Raw genomic sequence first — 15,325 nt, 5'->3', positions numbered from 1 at the left:
CCCGACTGACAATCGAAAAACTCAGCTGCGCGTCGTCGACGCAGACGAGCGCGCAGCCAGAGTTGAATGATTCACAGTGAGCTTCAGTTCAACGCGACCGCAGCAGCGGCGCTCACCGGCGAGCCTTCGATCGCGACAGACTGAGCACCGTCCGGGCCAACCGGCACATCACCCACCAACGTCGTGCGATACAACTGCCGGTCGAAGTCGAGATCGAAAATATCCGTAGGGGCGAGGTGAGCCGTCGCGCGGTTGTCCCAGAACGCGACGCTGCCGGCCTCCCATTTGAAGCGCACGGTGAATTCGGGCCGCGTCACATGTTCCCAGAGCAGTTCGAGCAGCACCTGGCTTTCGCGTGGCGTCACGCCGACAATCGACTTCAGGAAACTCGGGCTCACATAGAGTGCCCGCTCGCCCGTTTCCGGATGCACTCTGACGAGCGGATGCTCGGTAACGAGAATGCGTTGTTCGACGGCTTTGACAAACGCTTCCGTTCCACTCGCGCCGGCTGGTGGCGTAAAGCGGTGCAGCCCGCGCAGCCCATCGACAAACGTGCGCAACGGCGCGGACAGCTTCTGATACGCGGCCACCAGATTGGTCCACTGGGTATCGCCGCCGTACGGCGGAATGGTCACGCCGCGCAGGATCGACGCCCAGGGTGGATTGACCGCGGCCGTCACATCCGTGTGCCAACCAGTCCAAGGCCGCTGCAGCGTTTGACCCTCGAAACGGGTCGCCTTGCGGTACTTCGAGATCGAATAGATTTCCGGATGACCGTCGACATGGCCGAACACCGGATGCCCCAAAGTCAACTCACCAAACTGCGTGGAGAAAGCAATATGCTGCTCATGCGTCAGAAACTGCTCGCGAAAGAACACGACGCGCCATTTAAGAAGCGCCGCGCGAATATCCGCGATCTGACGCGCATCCAGTTTCTGCTTGAGATCGACACCGTGAATTTCAGCGCCGATATGCGCGGAAAGCGGATTGACCTGAATTGACTGTACTTCCTGCAATGCGGCTGCGCTCATGGGAGGCTCCTCGCGAAAGAGAACGTGTTGCGTCAATATCCCGCTACGGCGGGCACCTGTTTTGTCTCGGTGGTATAGCGGTTTGCAGGTCGCGGGAGTCCGAGGTTCTCGCGTAGCGTGCGGCCCTCGTATTCGGTGCGGAAAAGTCCACGCCGCTGCAATTCCGGCACCACCAGTTCGGCGAATTCCGTCAAGCCGCCCGGCAGCCACGGCGACATGATGTTGAAGCCATCGGCGCCTTCTTCTTCGAACCACTGTTGCAACTGGTCCGCGATGCTCTGCGGCGTGCCGACCACCTGCTGATGGCCGCGCGCGCCGGCAATGCGCAGGTACAGATCGCGGATCGTCAGGTTTTCGCGCCGCGCGAGATCGAACAGCAGGCGTTGACGGCTCTTGCCACCATTGGTTTCCGGCAACTCGGGGAGGGGCCCGTCGACGGGATACTGGGAAAGGTCCACGCCGCCCGACATGTTCGACAACAGCGACAGACCGACCGTCGGATGAATCAGGTCCTGCAGCGCGGCGAACTTCGCGTCCGCTTCTTCCTGCGTACGGCCGACAATCGGAAAAATGCCCGGCATGATCTTCAGGTGATCCGGCGAGCGGCCGTATTTCGCGAGGCGGCCTTTGACGTCGCGATAGAACGACTGCGCTTCATCGAGTGTCTGATGCGCGACGAAGATCACCTCTGCGGTTTGCGCCGCGAGCTCACGTCCCGCTTCCGATGCGCCGGCCTGCACGACGACTGGCCACCCCTGCGGCGAACGCGCGACGTTCAACGGCCCGCGCACTTTGAAATGCTTGCCTTTATGACCGAGCACGTGCAGCTTGTCCGGATCGAAATAGACGCCGCTTTCCTTGTCGCGGATAAACGCATCGTCTTCCCAGCTATCCCATAGGCCGGCCACCACATCGTAGAACTCGCGCGCGCGTTCATAGCGGACCGCGTGCTCCGGGTGGCGTTCGAAACTGAAGTTGAGCGCCTCGGATTCGGTGCTCGACGTCACGAGATTCCAACCCGAGCGTCCGCCGCTCAGATGATCGAGCGACGCGAATTTGCGCGCGAGGTTGTACGGCTCGTTGAATGTGGTGGAGACCGTGGCGATCAGGCCTACGTGTTTCGTCACGACAGAAAGCGCGGACAGTAGAGTCAACGGTTCGAAGTGATCGGCACGTGCGGTACGAGATAGCGAGGGTAGATTCGTGTCGCGCACGCTGACGCTGTCGGCGAAAAATATCGTGTCGAATTTGGCGCGTTCGGCGATCTGCGCCAGTTCCGCGTAGTGCGCGAAGTCGAGTCCGCCGCTCGCGAGTGCATCCGGGTGCCGCCACGCGGCGATATGGTGGCCCGTCTCCATCAGGAAGGCGCCCAGTTTGATCTGTCGCTTCTGGCGATTTTCGCCGCTCATCGTTGTCTCCGCGAAGGGTTTGTGTGTATGGGGGGCCGCGGGTGTTACCAGGCGAGTCGCCATTCGGTGATCGATGGATTCGCTACTGGAATGCGCGTGCCGCCGTGTGGCGTATCGCCGTCGTGAGGTTCGCGGCGCGCGGCGTCGTGCTCAGCGTCGTGCTCGGCGAAGTCGGCCAGCACTTCGTCGCGCAAACGAATGAAGCGGGGATCGTTACGCTCGCGCGGACGCGGCAGCGCGACATCGACGATCCGTTTGATGCGGCCCGGCCGTGGCGCCATCGTAACGACGCGGTCACCGAGGTAGAGCGCTTCGTCGACGTCGTGTGTAACGAGAATCATCGTGATGCGTTCGTGTTCCCAGATGCGTTGCAATTCGTTCTGCAGGCGGCCGCGCGTGAGCGCATCGAGCGCGCCGAATGGCTCGTCGAGCAGCAGCACGCGTGGACGGTTCACGAGGCCGCGTGCGATCGCCACACGCTGCGCCATGCCGCCCGACAACTGATGGGGATACGCATTCTCGAAGCCGTTCAGGCCGACCAGCGCGATGTGCTGCGCGACCGCATCCCGCTTTTCCCGTGCCGACAGCGGCGCGTTACGCAACGCGGCGAGAATGTTTTGCGATGCCGTGAGCCAAGGAAACAGGCGGTGATCCTGAAACACGATGCCGCGTTCGAGCGACGTATCGCGCACCTTGTCTCCGGCAACGACAATATCGCCGCTGTAATCGCTGTCTAGTCCCGCGATCAGCCGCAACAAGGTCGACTTGCCGCAACCGCTCGAACCAAGCACGCTGACGAATTCGCCGGGGCGCACCCGCAGGCTGATGTCGTCGAGCACCGCGAGCGATGTGCCGCCTTGTTGCGTATAGCGCTTGCTGACGTGAAGAATGTCGATGCTGTCGGAAAGCGTGGAAGAAGTCATGTGCGGACCTTGATCTGTAATCTGTATTCAGTGCAAACCCAGTGCAAATTCAGCGCATAGCCGGTGAATATCGGCTGCGTGCTTATCGAGCGGCCACCTGCGAACGGCGTGCAAAGATCGCCCGTTCCACCGCGCGCGCCAGCGCGTTCAACGCCCAACCGGTCACGCCGACCACGATCACGCCGAACAGCACCAGATCCATGCGGAACTGCTCGCTGCCGTCGATCAGCGTGTTGCCGATCCCGCTGCCTGCCACCAGCAGATATTCCGCGCCAAGCGTGGCAAGCCACGAATAGATCAGCGCGAGATAGAGGCCGGTGAAGATTGACGGCAATGCGGCCGGCAGAATGACAGCGCGGATCAATTGCCAGCGCGAATAGCGAAATGCGCGCGCGACTTCGATGTAGGCGCGCGGCACAGCGTGAATGCCGTCGCACGTGTGTGCGGCGACCGGCAGCAACGCCGCGAGCGAGAGGAACACGACTTTCGCTGCATCGCCGAGACCGAACCACACGGAAATCAGCGGAATCCACGCAAACAGGGAGATCTGTTTGAACGTGTCGAAGCTCGGGCCAATCATGCGCGTGGCAAGCCGCGAGAAGCCGAGCGCGCTGCCGAGCAACAGGCCACCTAGCGTGCCGATCACGAAACCGCTTGCTTCACGCACGAGTGAGGCGGAGAGGGCCTTGAAAAGCGCGCCGCTGACGATTTGCTGCCAGGCGGTGGCCAGCACCTGCGCGGGGCTGACCAGCAAGCCGCTCTTGACGACGTGCGCTTCCGAGATCGCCCACCAGATCGCAATGGCGACGATGGGTAAGACGGCGCCGCGCCAGTCGACGCGTGAGAGCAGGGACCGGCGCGGTCGCGCCGCGCGCTGGAAGGAGGCGGGCACGTTACTGCCGCAGTCGCAGGACGCATCGGCCGACTGTTTTAATCCGGCTGGCCGCTTGAAGAGAGCAAGACTCATCGTGGATACCTCATATACGGTGCGTGGCGGCAATCGGCGCCATGACCATCACTCGCGAAACGCCGACGGTTGACCGCGCCGCAAACGCGCTTCGAGCGCGTCGAGCGAACGATTCATCGCGTAACCGATGGCGCCGACCACGACGACCGAAGCCATCACCAGGTCGAGCTGGAACAGTTGCCGCCCGTAGACGATCAGATAGCCGAGCCCTTCCGAAGACGCCACCAGTTCGACGACCACCAGTGCGAGCCACGCTTTGGTGAACGCGAGCCGCACGCCGGTGGCGAGCGTCGGCACGGCAGCGGGCAGCACGAGATAGACGATCCGTTGCCAGTGCTTGTATTCGAAGACGCGCGCGACTTCATCGAGCGAAGCGGGTGTCTGGCGGAATCCTTGCAGCGTGCTCAACGTCACGGGAACAAGCGCGGCATGCGCGATCAGGATGTATTTGAGCGGCTCGCCGACACCGACGAGCAGCAGCAGAAACGGCAGCCAGCCGAGCACTGGAATCTGCACCAACGCATTGAAGCTGGGTAGCACATAGGCTTCGAAGGTACGCGACAGACCGAGCGCCGCGCCGAGCACAAAGCCGACCAGGGTGCCCGCAGCGAAGCCGAGCAGCACGCGCTGGAGACTGATGAGCGTGTTGCTTGCGAGATCGCCGCTTCTCGCCAGTTCGACAAAGGTGTCGAACACCCGCTCGGGTGGCGGCAAAATCTGCGGCGCGATCCAGCCGCGCTCGCAACCGGTCGCCCATAAGGCGAGCAGGACGACTGGCAATACCCACGGCGCGAGATGCCAGGCGAGGGCGCGCAAGCGCGCATTGCGATAGAGCGGCGCGCGCTGCGCTTCATCAGCGTGGCCGAGCCGTTCGCTATCGACCGGAAATGCGGTTTCGCTCATCGTGATCGCTCCCGTTTTAGCTGAGCGGCTTGCCGGCAGCGTCGTAGCGCGTCCAGTAGTGGTCGAGTTTTTGCGTGCGCAGCGCATTGTCGAGATACTTCGTCTCGAACCAGCCGTCGACCTGGACGGGTTGCCGGATCAGTTTGAGTTTCAGCGCATCCGCCGCGACCGCTTTATAACGCGCGACGATGAACGGATCGATCAACGGCGAATTGCGGTCTTTCAGGCTTTGATTCGCGAACTCGGCCTGCCATGAGGAGTAGGGCACCCCGCTTTTTGCCCACAGCTTGAAGAGCGCATCGCGGTTCGCTTCATCCGACGACCATTGCGCGCCTTGAACGAACACGTTGACGACGCGTTGCACGACATCCGGATGCGCGTTATCGAAATCGTCGAGTACCAGCAGATGCGATTGACGCGTGAATTGCGGCCCGTCGTTCTGCGATTCGTAGATGATTTTCGCGAGACCCTGGTCGCGCAGTTTGTACAGGTGATAGTCGTTGACCGACGCGTCGATCCCCTTGGACGCCAGCGCGGCGAGCGAGCTAGCGGTGTCGAGATTGATCACACGCAGGTCGCGCTCTTCGAGCTGATTGGCGGCGAGCGCGTTGTCGGCGACCAGTTGCAGATTGGTGCCACGAAAAATCGATACGCGGCGGCCTTTGAGGTCTTTGATCGAACGCACGTCCGAATCCGGGGGCACGGCGATCTTGATGCCGGTACGCACGCCCGAGGCGATCAGGAGGTGAGTCTTCAGGCCGTTGGCGCGGGCGAGTACTGCAGGCAGATCTCCCTGAAAGGCGAAGTCGAGTGACTTGTCGGCGATCGCTTCATTCACGGCGGGGCCGGCGCCTTTGAAGAAGAGCCATTCGACCTTGATGCCGTCGGCGGCGAATTCCTTTTCGAGCGACTGCTGCAATTGCACCGTCGCCGCTGGTGATCCGCCAAAGGTAGGTGGATCGCCCGTGCCCTGCTGCGCGACGCCGATCCGGATCACAGCGGGTTTGTCAGCGTAGGCATGACCCGTGGCAAGCGACAGGGCCGCCACGGCAACAAAAGATTTCAGCAGACGAAAATAGCGCATTCGGCGATACCGATCGATGGAAGGAAATGGAGTGCAAATGCTCAGATGGGCAGAGAGCTGGCAATACACGTTAGATTCGTGTGCGCTCGAATCCAACCAATCATTGCTGATAAGAAAATCTGCAGTAGTTCGAACCACGTTGCCTGAAAGGGTCCGTGCGGCACTGGCGCGGTGCAAGTGCGTGATTCCCGATTTGCATAGTTAAATTCGTCGTTTTGCTGGCATGGATTGCGTGGCTACCATTCGACGCTTCAGCCATTCATGCGAACGCGAGATCATGTCCACTGTTGCTTTTCCATCGACCGTCGCCGAGCCGCAGGCGCCTGCGGCTAACACAGCGTCTCCTACTGTCATCCGTAGTGCGCAAGATGTTTCGCGCATCGTCAACGCAGGCGCTGCAAAGGGCAGTAACGCACGCATCGTGATTGCGATCGCCCTGGGTGGAGTCTTTCTCGATGCTTACGACCTGACGTCGCTTGCTTACGGGATCAAGGACATCGCGCGCCAGTTTTCACTGTCGCCGGTTCAGGTGGGATTTGTCTCGTCGGCGATCACGTTTGGCGCGATTCTCGGCGCACTGTTCGGCGGGTATCTGACTGATCGCATAGGCCGTTATCGCGTGTTTATGGCCGATATGCTGTTCTTCGTGGTGGCGGCGATTGCGGCCGGTCTTGCGCCGAATGCGTGGGTGCTCGGCGGGGCACGCTTTCTGATGGGCTTCGGCGTAGGGCTCGATCTGCCCGTGGCGATGGCGTTTCTCGCCGAGTTCTCGCGGGTGGCGGGCAAGGGCAACAAGGCGGCGAGTGTCGCCGCGTGGTGCCCCGCATGGTACGCAGCCACGAGCACCTGCTATCTGCTGATTCTCGGGCTGTACGCGATTCTGCCGGAGCATCAGCTTGGCTGGCTATGGCGTCTGACGCTCGCGTTCGGTGCGGTACCGGCCATTGTGATTATTCTCGTGCGCAGCCGCTATATCAGCGAATCGCCTGTTTGGGCAGCGAACCAGGGCGATCTCGAAGAGGCGGCGCGCATTCTGAAGCGCTCCTACGGCGTCGACGCAGTGGTTGAACGAAGCGCGACACCGATCAAAGCACCGCGTGCGGCGTCCTGGCGTAACTACGGGGTACTGTTCAATGCGACTTACCGGCGCCGCACGATTCTTGCCGCGGTGATCGGCAGTGCATCTTCGTTTGGCTACAACGCGATTATTTTCGGCTTGCCGGTGATCATCACCAGCTTCTTTCATCAGGGGCCGCTTACGACGATCATCGCGGCGCTCGCGCTGAACCTGGCATTTGCGTTCGTGGGTGGACTGATCGGAGTGCGCACCGCGCCGACCGTCGGTGCGTGGAAGATGACCGTGCTCGGGCACTCGTTGCAGTTCGCTTCGCTGATCGGGCTCGCGCTGATCGGCAAACCGGGCAGTGGCGCGCTCGTGGTGCTTGCGATCCTGTTGCTCGGCGGCTATCTATTCGGGCAAGGTTTCGGACCTGGCTCCCACTCGATGACCTATGCGTCGCTGAGCTACCCGACCTCGCTGCGCGGAATCGGCGTCGGTTTCAATCAGACCTTGGTGCGTTCCGCGTCGACGGTTTCGTTGTTCCTATTCCCGGTTCTGGCCGCTGCGTTCGGTACGAAGGTTTTCTGGCTGATCGCGATTGCGCCGTTGACTTCGTTGCTCGTGCTGCTGGCGATTCGCTGGGAGCCATCGGGCTATGACATCGATGCTGAGGACTACGCGGAGCCGCCGGCCAAAGCAAACGCGGCGCTGGCGTAGCGTATTCAACGTTCTTCAACGCCCTTCAACAATCACGCGGCGCGCTCGACCAGGCCCGGTCGCAGCTGAGTGAGCGCGCTACATCCCAGCAGGCGCATGGCGATATGCATCTCCTGCATCATCAAGGCCAGTACCTCCTTGACACCGGCGCCGCCGCGCGACGCGAGACCGTAAAGCGGCGCACGCCCGAGCAAGACGCCGCGCGCGCCCAGCGAGACCGCTTTCAACGCATCGCTGCCGCGCCGCACGCCGCCGTCGACGAACACGTCGAGACGGTGACCTACGGCGTCGGCGATTTCCGGCAATAGTTCGAGCGGCGCGAACGTGCTGTCCAATTGCCGTCCGCCGTGGTTCGATAGCACGATCCCATCCGTTCCGCGTGCGAGCGCCAGCAATGCGTCGTCGCGCCCCTGAATGCCTTTCACGATCAGCTTGCCGCTCCAGTGCCGCCGGACCCATTCGAGATCTGCCCAGCCGAGTGTCAAGTCCATCTGCCGGCTGAGCATGGCGGCGTGACGCGCCAGATCGGCCCGTTCGCCGACGCTCTCTGCGATGTTTTTCAATTGCGGCGAACCATGGCGCGCCATCTGCCAGCACCAGTGCGGATGGCGGATGCAATCGGCAATGAGCCGCGGCGATAGTCGCAAGGGCAACGCGAAGCCGTTGCGCGTGTCGTGATCGCGTTTGCCATGGACCGGCACGTCGACCGTCAGGACAAGCGTGGAAAAGCCGGCCGCGCTCGCGCGCCGCATCAGGTCCTCGGCAATACCGCGGTCCTGCTGTACATAAAGTTGCATCCACAGGTCGCCACGCGGCGCGGCGGCGCGCACGTCTTCGAGCAGGGAGGTGGACGCTGTCGACAGAACGAAGGGCAAGCCCGCTTCGCTCGCGGCGTGGGCGAGCAGTTCGTCGGCACGCGGCCAGAACAGACCGTTCAAACCAGTCGGCCCGACGATCAACGGCGCGGCCGCCTCCCGTCCGAAAAACTGCGTGGCGCTCGAGCAGCGCGACACGTCGGTTAGCACGCGCGGTTTGAAGAGCCACTGGCGGTAAGCCTCGGCATTGCGGCGCAAGGCGTCGCCGTCCTCCGCGCCGCCGTCGAGATAGTCGAAGGCGAGGCGCGGCAGACGTTTCTGGGCGGCGATCCGGTAATCAGCTACGCATGAAAGCATGAATGCTCCACAGACTTCAAATTTGCTGCGGTTGTCCGATTCAATCGCATTACAATCGAGATAACTGCTATTCGATCTGTCTTGACGATCCGTTTTAAGGCCGCGCTACCACCATGTCAGAACACGCCAGAGGCACAGCCCGCAAGATTAAGGCGGCTGAACCGGAGCCGACGCGCTCGTCGCTGTTCGTCGGCTCGACCGCGAAAGCGTTTCAGGTCTTGCATGCGTTCGACGGTCCGAACCGTCACATGACGCTCGTCGATATCGCGAGGACGTCCGGCCTCGACCGCAGCGCGACGCAGCGTCTCGTGCATACGCTGGAAGCGCTCGGTTATCTATACCGTGTTCCCGACACGCGCAACTACGGTCTCACGACGAAAGTGCTGCAGTTCTCCTACAACTACGTGCGCGCCAACGAGCTCATCGACAAGGCCTCGCCGTATCTGCTCGACATCAGCCGGCGCCTTGGCGAGACCACCAATCTGCTGGAGCTCGACGGTCACGAGATCGTGTTCGTCGCGCGGTTTCCGGGCCAGCATTTGGTGAATATCGACATCGTGGTCGGTGCGCGTTTGCCGGCCATGTTCACTGCCGCCGGCATCGCGATCCTCTCGCGTCTATCCGACGACCGCGTGCGCGAGATCCTCGCGCAAACGCGCCTCGAACCGCTCACGCACTACACCGAAACCAATCCCGACAAACTGCTCGAGCGGGTGCGCAAAGTCGCCCGGCGCGGTTATGCGGTGATCGAGAACGAAACCGTGCTCGGCGATATTTCCGTTGCCGCGCCGGTGACGGATCACGGCGGCATGGGTGTCGCCGCGATCAATATCTCGGTGCCGACCTCGCGCTGGTCGCGTGAGAAAGTGGAAGCCGAACTCGCGCAACACGTGCAGGTGGCCGCAACGTCGATTTCGAAGTCGCGGCTCACGGGCTATCAGCGTTGAGCCGTCACTAGGCGCTCAACTAGGCGCTCACTAAGCGGTCACAGCGGCCGCTCGAAAGTATCGAGCTGCTTTTCCAGTTCGATTCGCAAATTCGCCGACAACTCCGGCGCCGCCTGGACCAGCGGCGCGAGCATCGTCGGCGCATGCACGCCGATCAGATCCATCACCGATTTCATCGGACCGGGATTGGTTTCGGCAAACGCCAGGTTCATCAACGGAATTAGCGAGCGGTGCAGAGCGAGCGCTTCCCGCGTTTTTCCGTCGGCCGCGAGCTGATAGATCTTGCGCCACGCGCTCGGCAACAGGCTCGCTGTCACCACGATGCCGCCACGCGCGCCCGCCGCGACATGCAGCGGAAACAACGTGTCTTCGCCGCTCAACACGGAGAACGACTCGTCGACGCCGGCGACAGTGCGCAGGAAGTGCCACATGTCGGTATTGCACGCCTTCATACCGATGATCCGCTCGTGCTTCGAGAGTTCGTGCAGCACTTCGGGCGCGATCGAAATGCGCGTGCGATACGGAATCTCATAGATCAGGATCGGCAGTGGCGATTCGTCGGCGTAACGCAGGAAGTAGTCGCGAATGCCTGCCTGGGTCGGATTCGTGTAGTAGGGCGTGATCACCAGCAAGCCGTCCGCACCCGCTGCAGCGAATTCCTTGCCTGCCTGCATGGCGTCGTGATAGCCCGGATCGAGCACGCCAGCGATGACAGGGATGCTGCCCGCCGCTTCCTCGGCGGCGATACCGGCCATGCGGATGCGTTCGGCCCGTGCCAGCGCGCCGTATTCGCCCGTACCGCCGAGCGGCACGACGCCGTCCACGCCCTGCTTGAGCAGATAGCGCATCAACGTGCGAGCCGCGCCGCTGTCGATCGTGTCGTCGGCGTTGACCGGTGTCGGAATGGCCGGCAGAACGCCGCGTAATTGTTGTGCTGAAAGCATAAAGAGTCTCGGTGAATGAATGGGGTTCAGGCGGTGAGGCTGCGCCGGCGCAAACGGTCCGCGACCCAGATGAGCGCGGCGATAAAGATGAAGAGGCAGGTCGAAACGGCCGCGATGACCGGCGAGATCTGCATCGTGATTTCGTCCCAGAACTGCTTGGGCAAGGTCGTACTCAGACCGCCCGAGGTGAAGAGGGCGATGGTCAGTTCATCGAACGAGGTCGCGAAGGCGAATAGGAACGACGACATTAAACCCGCGCCGAGAATCGGGAACGTGACGCGGCGCAGGGTGGCCCACGGACGCGCGCCCATGCTCTGGGCGGCGAGATCGAGGCGGGTGTCATAGTTGCGCAGCACGGCCATCATCGTGATCACGACGTAGGGCACGGCGACTGTCGTATGGGCCAGCACCAGGCCGAGTGACGATCCGACCAGACCAATCTTCGCGAAGAAGTAGAAGATGCCGACCGCGATGATCATGCGCGGCACGACGATCGGCGAGAGCACGAACGCCAGCATGGCCGCCTTGCCGCGCATGCCGCCGCGCACCAGCAGGAACGCGGCGGGCGTGCCGATCAGCATCGACAGCAAACCGGTGCCGATACCCACAAGCATCGAGCGCGTGATCGCCTGCATCCACAGCGGCGAATCGACGATCTGCCGATACCATTGCAGCGAAAATCCGTGCGGCGGCCACGCCAGCCCGGAAGCCGAATCGAACGACAGCGGGATCATCAGGAAGGCCGGCGAGCTGAGAAACACCAGCAGCAGGAACACGATCACCCGCAGCGTCAGGCTTTCGCCGCTGCCGGACATGCTGCGTTTGCGGCCTTTGCGTGAGCGGGGCATGACGGCGAGCAAGGCGTCCGTCGCATTACCGAGCGCGGTCAGAATCAGGTCGCCGAGCTTGCGGCTCCAGCCACTCGCACGTGAGCCTTTCGCGCCCGCGCTTTCGCCCGCCATGGTCGAGAGGCCGACCATGCGGTCGTACACCAGGAAGACGATTAGCACCACCGCAAGCAGCAGCACCGAAATCGCGCCGGCAAAGCCCCAGTTCAGCGCCTGCATGACCTGATCGATGATCAGTTGCGTGATCATCGTTTGATGACGGCCGCCCAGCAGCGTCGGCGTGATGAAGAAGCCGATCGCGGTGACGAACACCATCAGGGCGCCAGCCGCGACACCCGGCAACGACAGCGGGAAATACACCTTCCAGAACACGGTGCCGGGACGCGCGCCGAGCGTCGCCGCGGCGCGCGGCAGGCGGCGGTCGATGTTCTCCATGACCGACAGCATGGTCAGCACCGCGAGCGGCATCAGCGCATGCACCATGCCGACGATCACGCTGGAAAAGTGATAGAGCAGGCTCAGCGGTTCGTCGATGATGCCGAGCTTGAGCAGCAGTTGATTGATGACTCCGTTGCGCCCGAGCAGCACGACCCATGCAAACGTGCGCACGAGAAAGCTGGTCCAGAACGACAGCAGCACCCAGAACAGCAGGCGGTTCTTGCGTGCACGCGTTGCCGACGAGATCAGATAGGCGATCGGATAGCCGGTCAGCACCGAGAAGAACGTGGTCCATAGCGACACTTTCAGCGTGATCAGCAATACGTCCACATACACGGACGATGCGAAGAGCCGCTTGTATTCGATCAGCGTGAAGCCGGTGTCGTTGTGAATGCTGAGCATCAACAACTGGCCGACCGGATAGACCAGCATCACGAGCAGCAGCACGACGAGCGGCGCGCCTTTCGCGCCGGGCCGCAGCCACGTGCGCCAGGTGGGCCGGCGCGGCGCGGGCTGAATGGGCTGTGCCGGTCCCGCGGGCTGGGACGGGCGCGCGCTCAAAGCGGAATGATTCATCGCTTACCCCGCGATCGCAACGGCGTCGGCGGCGAGCCACGACAGGCCGAGCGTTTGCCCGACTTCGTACTGGCTGCCGAAACGGTTGGTGGGGAAGGCGGCCACGAGCGGCGCGGCATTGGCGGTATGCGGCTCGAGATAGAGCTTGGTCATGCTACCGGTCACCATGATGTCGGTGAGTTTCGCGGACAGGCTGCCGCCGTTGCCGGAGTCTGAGTTCGCGCCCGCACTGTCGTGCACGCGCAGATTTTGCGGACGCAGCATCAGCTTGACCGGCTTGCCGTTGGCGATCACCGGGTCGTAGGCCATCGCTTCGCCTTTCGCGACGCCTTGCACGCTGATCTGCACCTGATCGCCGGCCCGGCCCGTGACGACCGCGTCGAGCAGATTCGACTCGCCGAGAAAGTCCGCGACGAACACGCTGTTGGGCCGGAAATACAGATCGGCCGGCGTGCCGAGTTGAGCGATCGAACCCGCGTTCATCAGGCAGATGCGGTCCGACATCGTCATCGCTTCTTCCTGATCGTGCGTCACGTAGACGATCGTCGTGCCGAGTTCGCGATGGATGCGCTTGATCTCGAGCTGCATGTGATCGCGCAGTTTCTTGTCGAGCGCGCCGAGCGGTTCGTCCATCAGAATGATCGAGGGCCGGTAGACCATGCAGCGCGCGAGCGCGATCCGCTGCTGCTGGCCGCCGGATAGCTCGCGTGGATAGCGTTGTGCCACGTGCGGCAGATGCACCATCTCCAGCGCTTGCATGACCTTGTCTTGCGTGGCCTTTGCGTCCGTCTTGCGCATCTGCAGCGGAAACGCGATGTTCTGCGCGACTGTCATGTGCGGAAACAGCGCGTAGTTCTGAAACACCATACCGATGTCGCGTTCGTACGGCGCGCCGTACGTCACGTCCACGCCGTTGATGCGAATCTGTCCTTCATCCGGCAGGGCGAGGCCGGCGATCAGGCTGAGCAGGGTGGTCTTGCCAGAGCCGCTCGGTCCGAGCAAGGTCAGGAACTCGCCCTCGGCGACGTCGAGGCTGGTCGGCGCGAGCGCGACGAAATCGCCGTAGCGTTTGCTGAGTCCCGCGATCTGAAGATTCGAAGCAGACATGGAATCGGCCTCCGTGAAAGGTGACAGGGAGTGGCGGCGCGCTTACGTCAGGATCCAGCGATTGAAGCGCTCGAGTGCGACGCTCTGGTTTTCCTGCCAGTACTTCGCATCGATATGCAGGCCGTTGGCCATGTTCTGCGGATAGGTTGGGCAGTTTTTCGCGATCTCCGGCTTGATGAAGTTGAATGCTTCGGGTTGCGTTAGACCCGCCGGGAAATAGTCGACCAACGCGGCCTGGCGTTTCGGATCGGCGGCGAATTTGATGAATTCGCGGCAGGCATCGGTGTTCGGCGAGCCCTTCAGGATCGACCAGTTGTCGACGCCCCAAATGTTCTGGTTCCAGACGATGCCGACCGGCGCCCCACTGGCAATTGCTGCTTGCGCGCGCGAGATCCACGTGCTGATCATGTCCACTTCGCCCGAACCGAGCATCTGTTCGACCTGTGCGCCGGTGGTCCACCAGACGTCGACGTGCTTCGCAATCTTGGAGAGGCTCGCGAAGCCGCGGTCCATGTTGCAGGGATAGACCTGGCCGGTCGCTACGCCGTCGGCCATCAAGGCTTGTTCCATTGTGTCGAACGGATACTTGCGCAGACCGCGGCGGCCCGGGAAGTCCTTCACGTTCCACATGTCGGCCCATGAGCTCGGTGCCTTGCGGCCCTTGAACGCGTCCGTGCGATACGCAAGAACGGTGGTGTAAATGTTGGTGCCCACGCCATACGGCGACATGTATTGCTTCGGGATCTTCGCGATCACCGGATCGGATTCCAGCCCGTGTTTTTCGAGGTATTCCTTGCCGCCGCCGGTCAGCAGAAGAATGGCCGGCTGGCTGATCTTCGCCATGTCCCAGGTATAGCTGCCGGTGTCGACCATGCTCTTGATCAGCGCGGTCGGTTCGGCGTTCGCCTGCACGCCGACCACTTCGATGCCGGTCTTCTCCGTGAACGGCCGGTAGAACACCGCGCCGTAGGCCTTCGTATAGATGCCACCGTCGTCACGAATCACGATCCGTTTGCTGGCCGCGCGCGACGGCGTCCAGACGAACGGGAACGCGACCGCTGCCGTGCCTGCCAGCGCCGCCTTGATGGCCGTGCGGCGGCCGGGTTGTTGAATCTGATCGCGTGTGGGCTGCTTTTTCATGACGACTCCAGGGAAGTGGCAAGCGTGGAAAGCGAAAGACCGGTATGGCGAAAATTCAA

Annotated in this window: 13 protein-coding genes; 2 read left to right on the top strand and 11 right to left on the bottom strand. The window is 62.3% G+C overall.

Features of this window, described 5'->3' with window-relative positions:
- Nucleotides 1–83: 83 nt before the first annotated feature.
- From M0D66_RS22550 to M0D66_RS22525, 6 genes are all read right to left on the bottom strand, one after another.
- Nucleotides 84–1,031, bottom strand: coding sequence for a TauD/TfdA family dioxygenase (locus M0D66_RS22550; protein WP_266211628.1), 948 nt, complete (start codon nucleotides 1,029–1,031; stop codon nucleotides 84–86).
- 32 nt (nucleotides 1,032–1,063) lie between these two features.
- Entirely contained in the window at nucleotides 1,064–2,440 is a 1,377-nt protein-coding gene (locus M0D66_RS22545) for an LLM class flavin-dependent oxidoreductase (RefSeq protein ID WP_093632404.1), read from the bottom strand.
- A gap of 44 nt (nucleotides 2,441–2,484) precedes the next feature.
- A complete protein-coding gene (locus M0D66_RS22540) occupies nucleotides 2,485–3,363 on the bottom strand; it encodes an ABC transporter ATP-binding protein (RefSeq protein WP_211701748.1) in 879 nt (292 codons plus the stop codon).
- A gap of 82 nt (nucleotides 3,364–3,445) precedes the next feature.
- Nucleotides 3,446–4,330 (bottom strand): ABC transporter permease, encoded by an 885-nt coding sequence (locus M0D66_RS22535; protein WP_211701747.1) that lies wholly within the window; start codon nucleotides 4,328–4,330, stop codon nucleotides 3,446–3,448.
- A 48-nt stretch (nucleotides 4,331–4,378) separates the two neighbouring features.
- Nucleotides 4,379–5,233 (bottom strand): ABC transporter permease, encoded by an 855-nt coding sequence (locus M0D66_RS22530; protein ID WP_200654044.1) that lies wholly within the window; start codon nucleotides 5,231–5,233, stop codon nucleotides 4,379–4,381.
- Between the two features lie 16 nt (nucleotides 5,234–5,249).
- Nucleotides 5,250–6,317 carry an ABC transporter substrate-binding protein gene (locus tag M0D66_RS22525; RefSeq protein ID WP_093632408.1) on the bottom strand — a complete coding sequence of 356 codons (1,068 nt, stop codon included), beginning with the start codon at nucleotides 6,315–6,317 and terminating at the stop codon, nucleotides 5,250–5,252.
- 277 nt (nucleotides 6,318–6,594) lie between these two features.
- On the opposite strand from M0D66_RS22525, the gene M0D66_RS22520 reads away from it, so the two are divergent.
- Nucleotides 6,595–8,094 (top strand): MFS transporter, encoded by a 1,500-nt coding sequence (locus M0D66_RS22520; RefSeq protein WP_200618577.1) that lies wholly within the window; start codon nucleotides 6,595–6,597, stop codon nucleotides 8,092–8,094.
- Nucleotides 8,095–8,126: 32 nt separating this feature from the next.
- On the opposite strand, the gene M0D66_RS22515 is transcribed toward M0D66_RS22520, so the two are convergent.
- Nucleotides 8,127–9,266 carry an alpha-hydroxy acid oxidase gene (locus M0D66_RS22515; RefSeq protein ID WP_266211627.1) on the bottom strand — a complete coding sequence of 380 codons (1,140 nt, stop codon included), beginning with the start codon at nucleotides 9,264–9,266 and terminating at the stop codon, nucleotides 8,127–8,129.
- A 113-nt stretch (nucleotides 9,267–9,379) separates the two neighbouring features.
- On the opposite strand from M0D66_RS22515, the gene M0D66_RS22510 reads away from it, so the two are divergent.
- On the top strand, nucleotides 9,380–10,213 hold the full coding sequence (locus M0D66_RS22510) for an IclR family transcriptional regulator (protein WP_093632411.1): 834 nt from the start codon (nucleotides 9,380–9,382) through the stop codon (nucleotides 10,211–10,213).
- Nucleotides 10,214–10,251: 38 nt separating this feature from the next.
- On the opposite strand, the gene dapA is transcribed toward M0D66_RS22510, so the two are convergent.
- The 4 genes from dapA to M0D66_RS22490 all read right to left on the bottom strand — a co-directional run bounded on the left by dapA (nucleotide 10,252) and on the right by M0D66_RS22490 (nucleotide 15,266).
- A complete protein-coding gene (dapA, locus tag M0D66_RS22505; protein ID WP_266211626.1) occupies nucleotides 10,252–11,157 on the bottom strand; it encodes a 4-hydroxy-tetrahydrodipicolinate synthase in 906 nt (301 codons plus the stop codon).
- A gap of 26 nt (nucleotides 11,158–11,183) precedes the next feature.
- On the bottom strand, nucleotides 11,184–12,875 hold the full coding sequence (locus M0D66_RS22500) for an ABC transporter permease subunit (RefSeq protein ID WP_266211668.1): 1,692 nt from the start codon (nucleotides 12,873–12,875) through the stop codon (nucleotides 11,184–11,186).
- Nucleotides 12,876–13,022: 147 nt separating this feature from the next.
- Entirely contained in the window at nucleotides 13,023–14,126 is a 1,104-nt protein-coding gene (locus tag M0D66_RS22495; protein ID WP_266211625.1) for an ABC transporter ATP-binding protein, read from the bottom strand.
- A 42-nt stretch (nucleotides 14,127–14,168) separates the two neighbouring features.
- Complete coding sequence (locus tag M0D66_RS22490) at nucleotides 14,169–15,266, bottom strand: ABC transporter substrate-binding protein (RefSeq protein ID WP_266211624.1); 1,098 nt, start codon at nucleotides 15,264–15,266, stop codon at nucleotides 14,169–14,171.
- Nucleotides 15,267–15,325: the final 59 nt, after the last annotated feature.

This window comes from Paraburkholderia sp. SECH2, from assembly GCF_030464795.1.
GTDB lineage: Bacteria > Pseudomonadota > Gammaproteobacteria > Burkholderiales > Burkholderiaceae > Paraburkholderia > Paraburkholderia aspalathi.
Note: the sequence above shows the minus strand (reverse complement) of the source record. Positions and strands in the feature narration are given on the sequence as shown.

Bases quoted from the DNA above. Each gene is read 5' to 3' on its own strand.
- M0D66_RS22550 (WP_266211628.1), bottom strand. From the start codon at position 1,031: ATGAGCGCAGCCGCATTGCAGGAAGTACAGTCAATTCAGGTCAATCCG.
- M0D66_RS22545 (WP_093632404.1), bottom strand. From the start codon at position 2,440: ATGAGCGGCGAAAATCGCCAGAAGCGACAGATCAAACTGGGCGCCTTC.
- M0D66_RS22540 (WP_211701748.1), bottom strand. From the start codon at position 3,363: ATGACTTCTTCCACGCTTTCCGACAGCATCGACATTCTTCACGTCAGC.
- M0D66_RS22535 (WP_211701747.1), bottom strand. From the start codon at position 4,330: ATGAGTCTTGCTCTCTTCAAGCGGCCAGCCGGATTAAAACAGTCGGCC.
- M0D66_RS22530 (WP_200654044.1), bottom strand. From the start codon at position 5,233: ATGAGCGAAACCGCATTTCCGGTCGATAGCGAACGGCTCGGCCACGCT.
- M0D66_RS22525 (WP_093632408.1), bottom strand. From the start codon at position 6,317: ATGCGCTATTTTCGTCTGCTGAAATCTTTTGTTGCCGTGGCGGCCCTG.
- M0D66_RS22520 (WP_200618577.1), top strand. From the start codon at position 6,595: ATGTCCACTGTTGCTTTTCCATCGACCGTCGCCGAGCCGCAGGCGCCT.
- M0D66_RS22515 (WP_266211627.1), bottom strand. From the start codon at position 9,266: ATGCTTTCATGCGTAGCTGATTACCGGATCGCCGCCCAGAAACGTCTG.
- M0D66_RS22510 (WP_093632411.1), top strand. From the start codon at position 9,380: ATGTCAGAACACGCCAGAGGCACAGCCCGCAAGATTAAGGCGGCTGAA.
- dapA (WP_266211626.1), bottom strand. From the start codon at position 11,157: ATGCTTTCAGCACAACAATTACGCGGCGTTCTGCCGGCCATTCCGACA.
- M0D66_RS22500 (WP_266211668.1), bottom strand. From the start codon at position 12,875: ATGCTGGTCTATCCGGTCGGCCAGTTGTTGATGCTCAGCATTCACAAC.
- M0D66_RS22495 (WP_266211625.1), bottom strand. From the start codon at position 14,126: ATGTCTGCTTCGAATCTTCAGATCGCGGGACTCAGCAAACGCTACGGC.
- M0D66_RS22490 (WP_266211624.1), bottom strand. From the start codon at position 15,266: ATGAAAAAGCAGCCCACACGCGATCAGATTCAACAACCCGGCCGCCGC.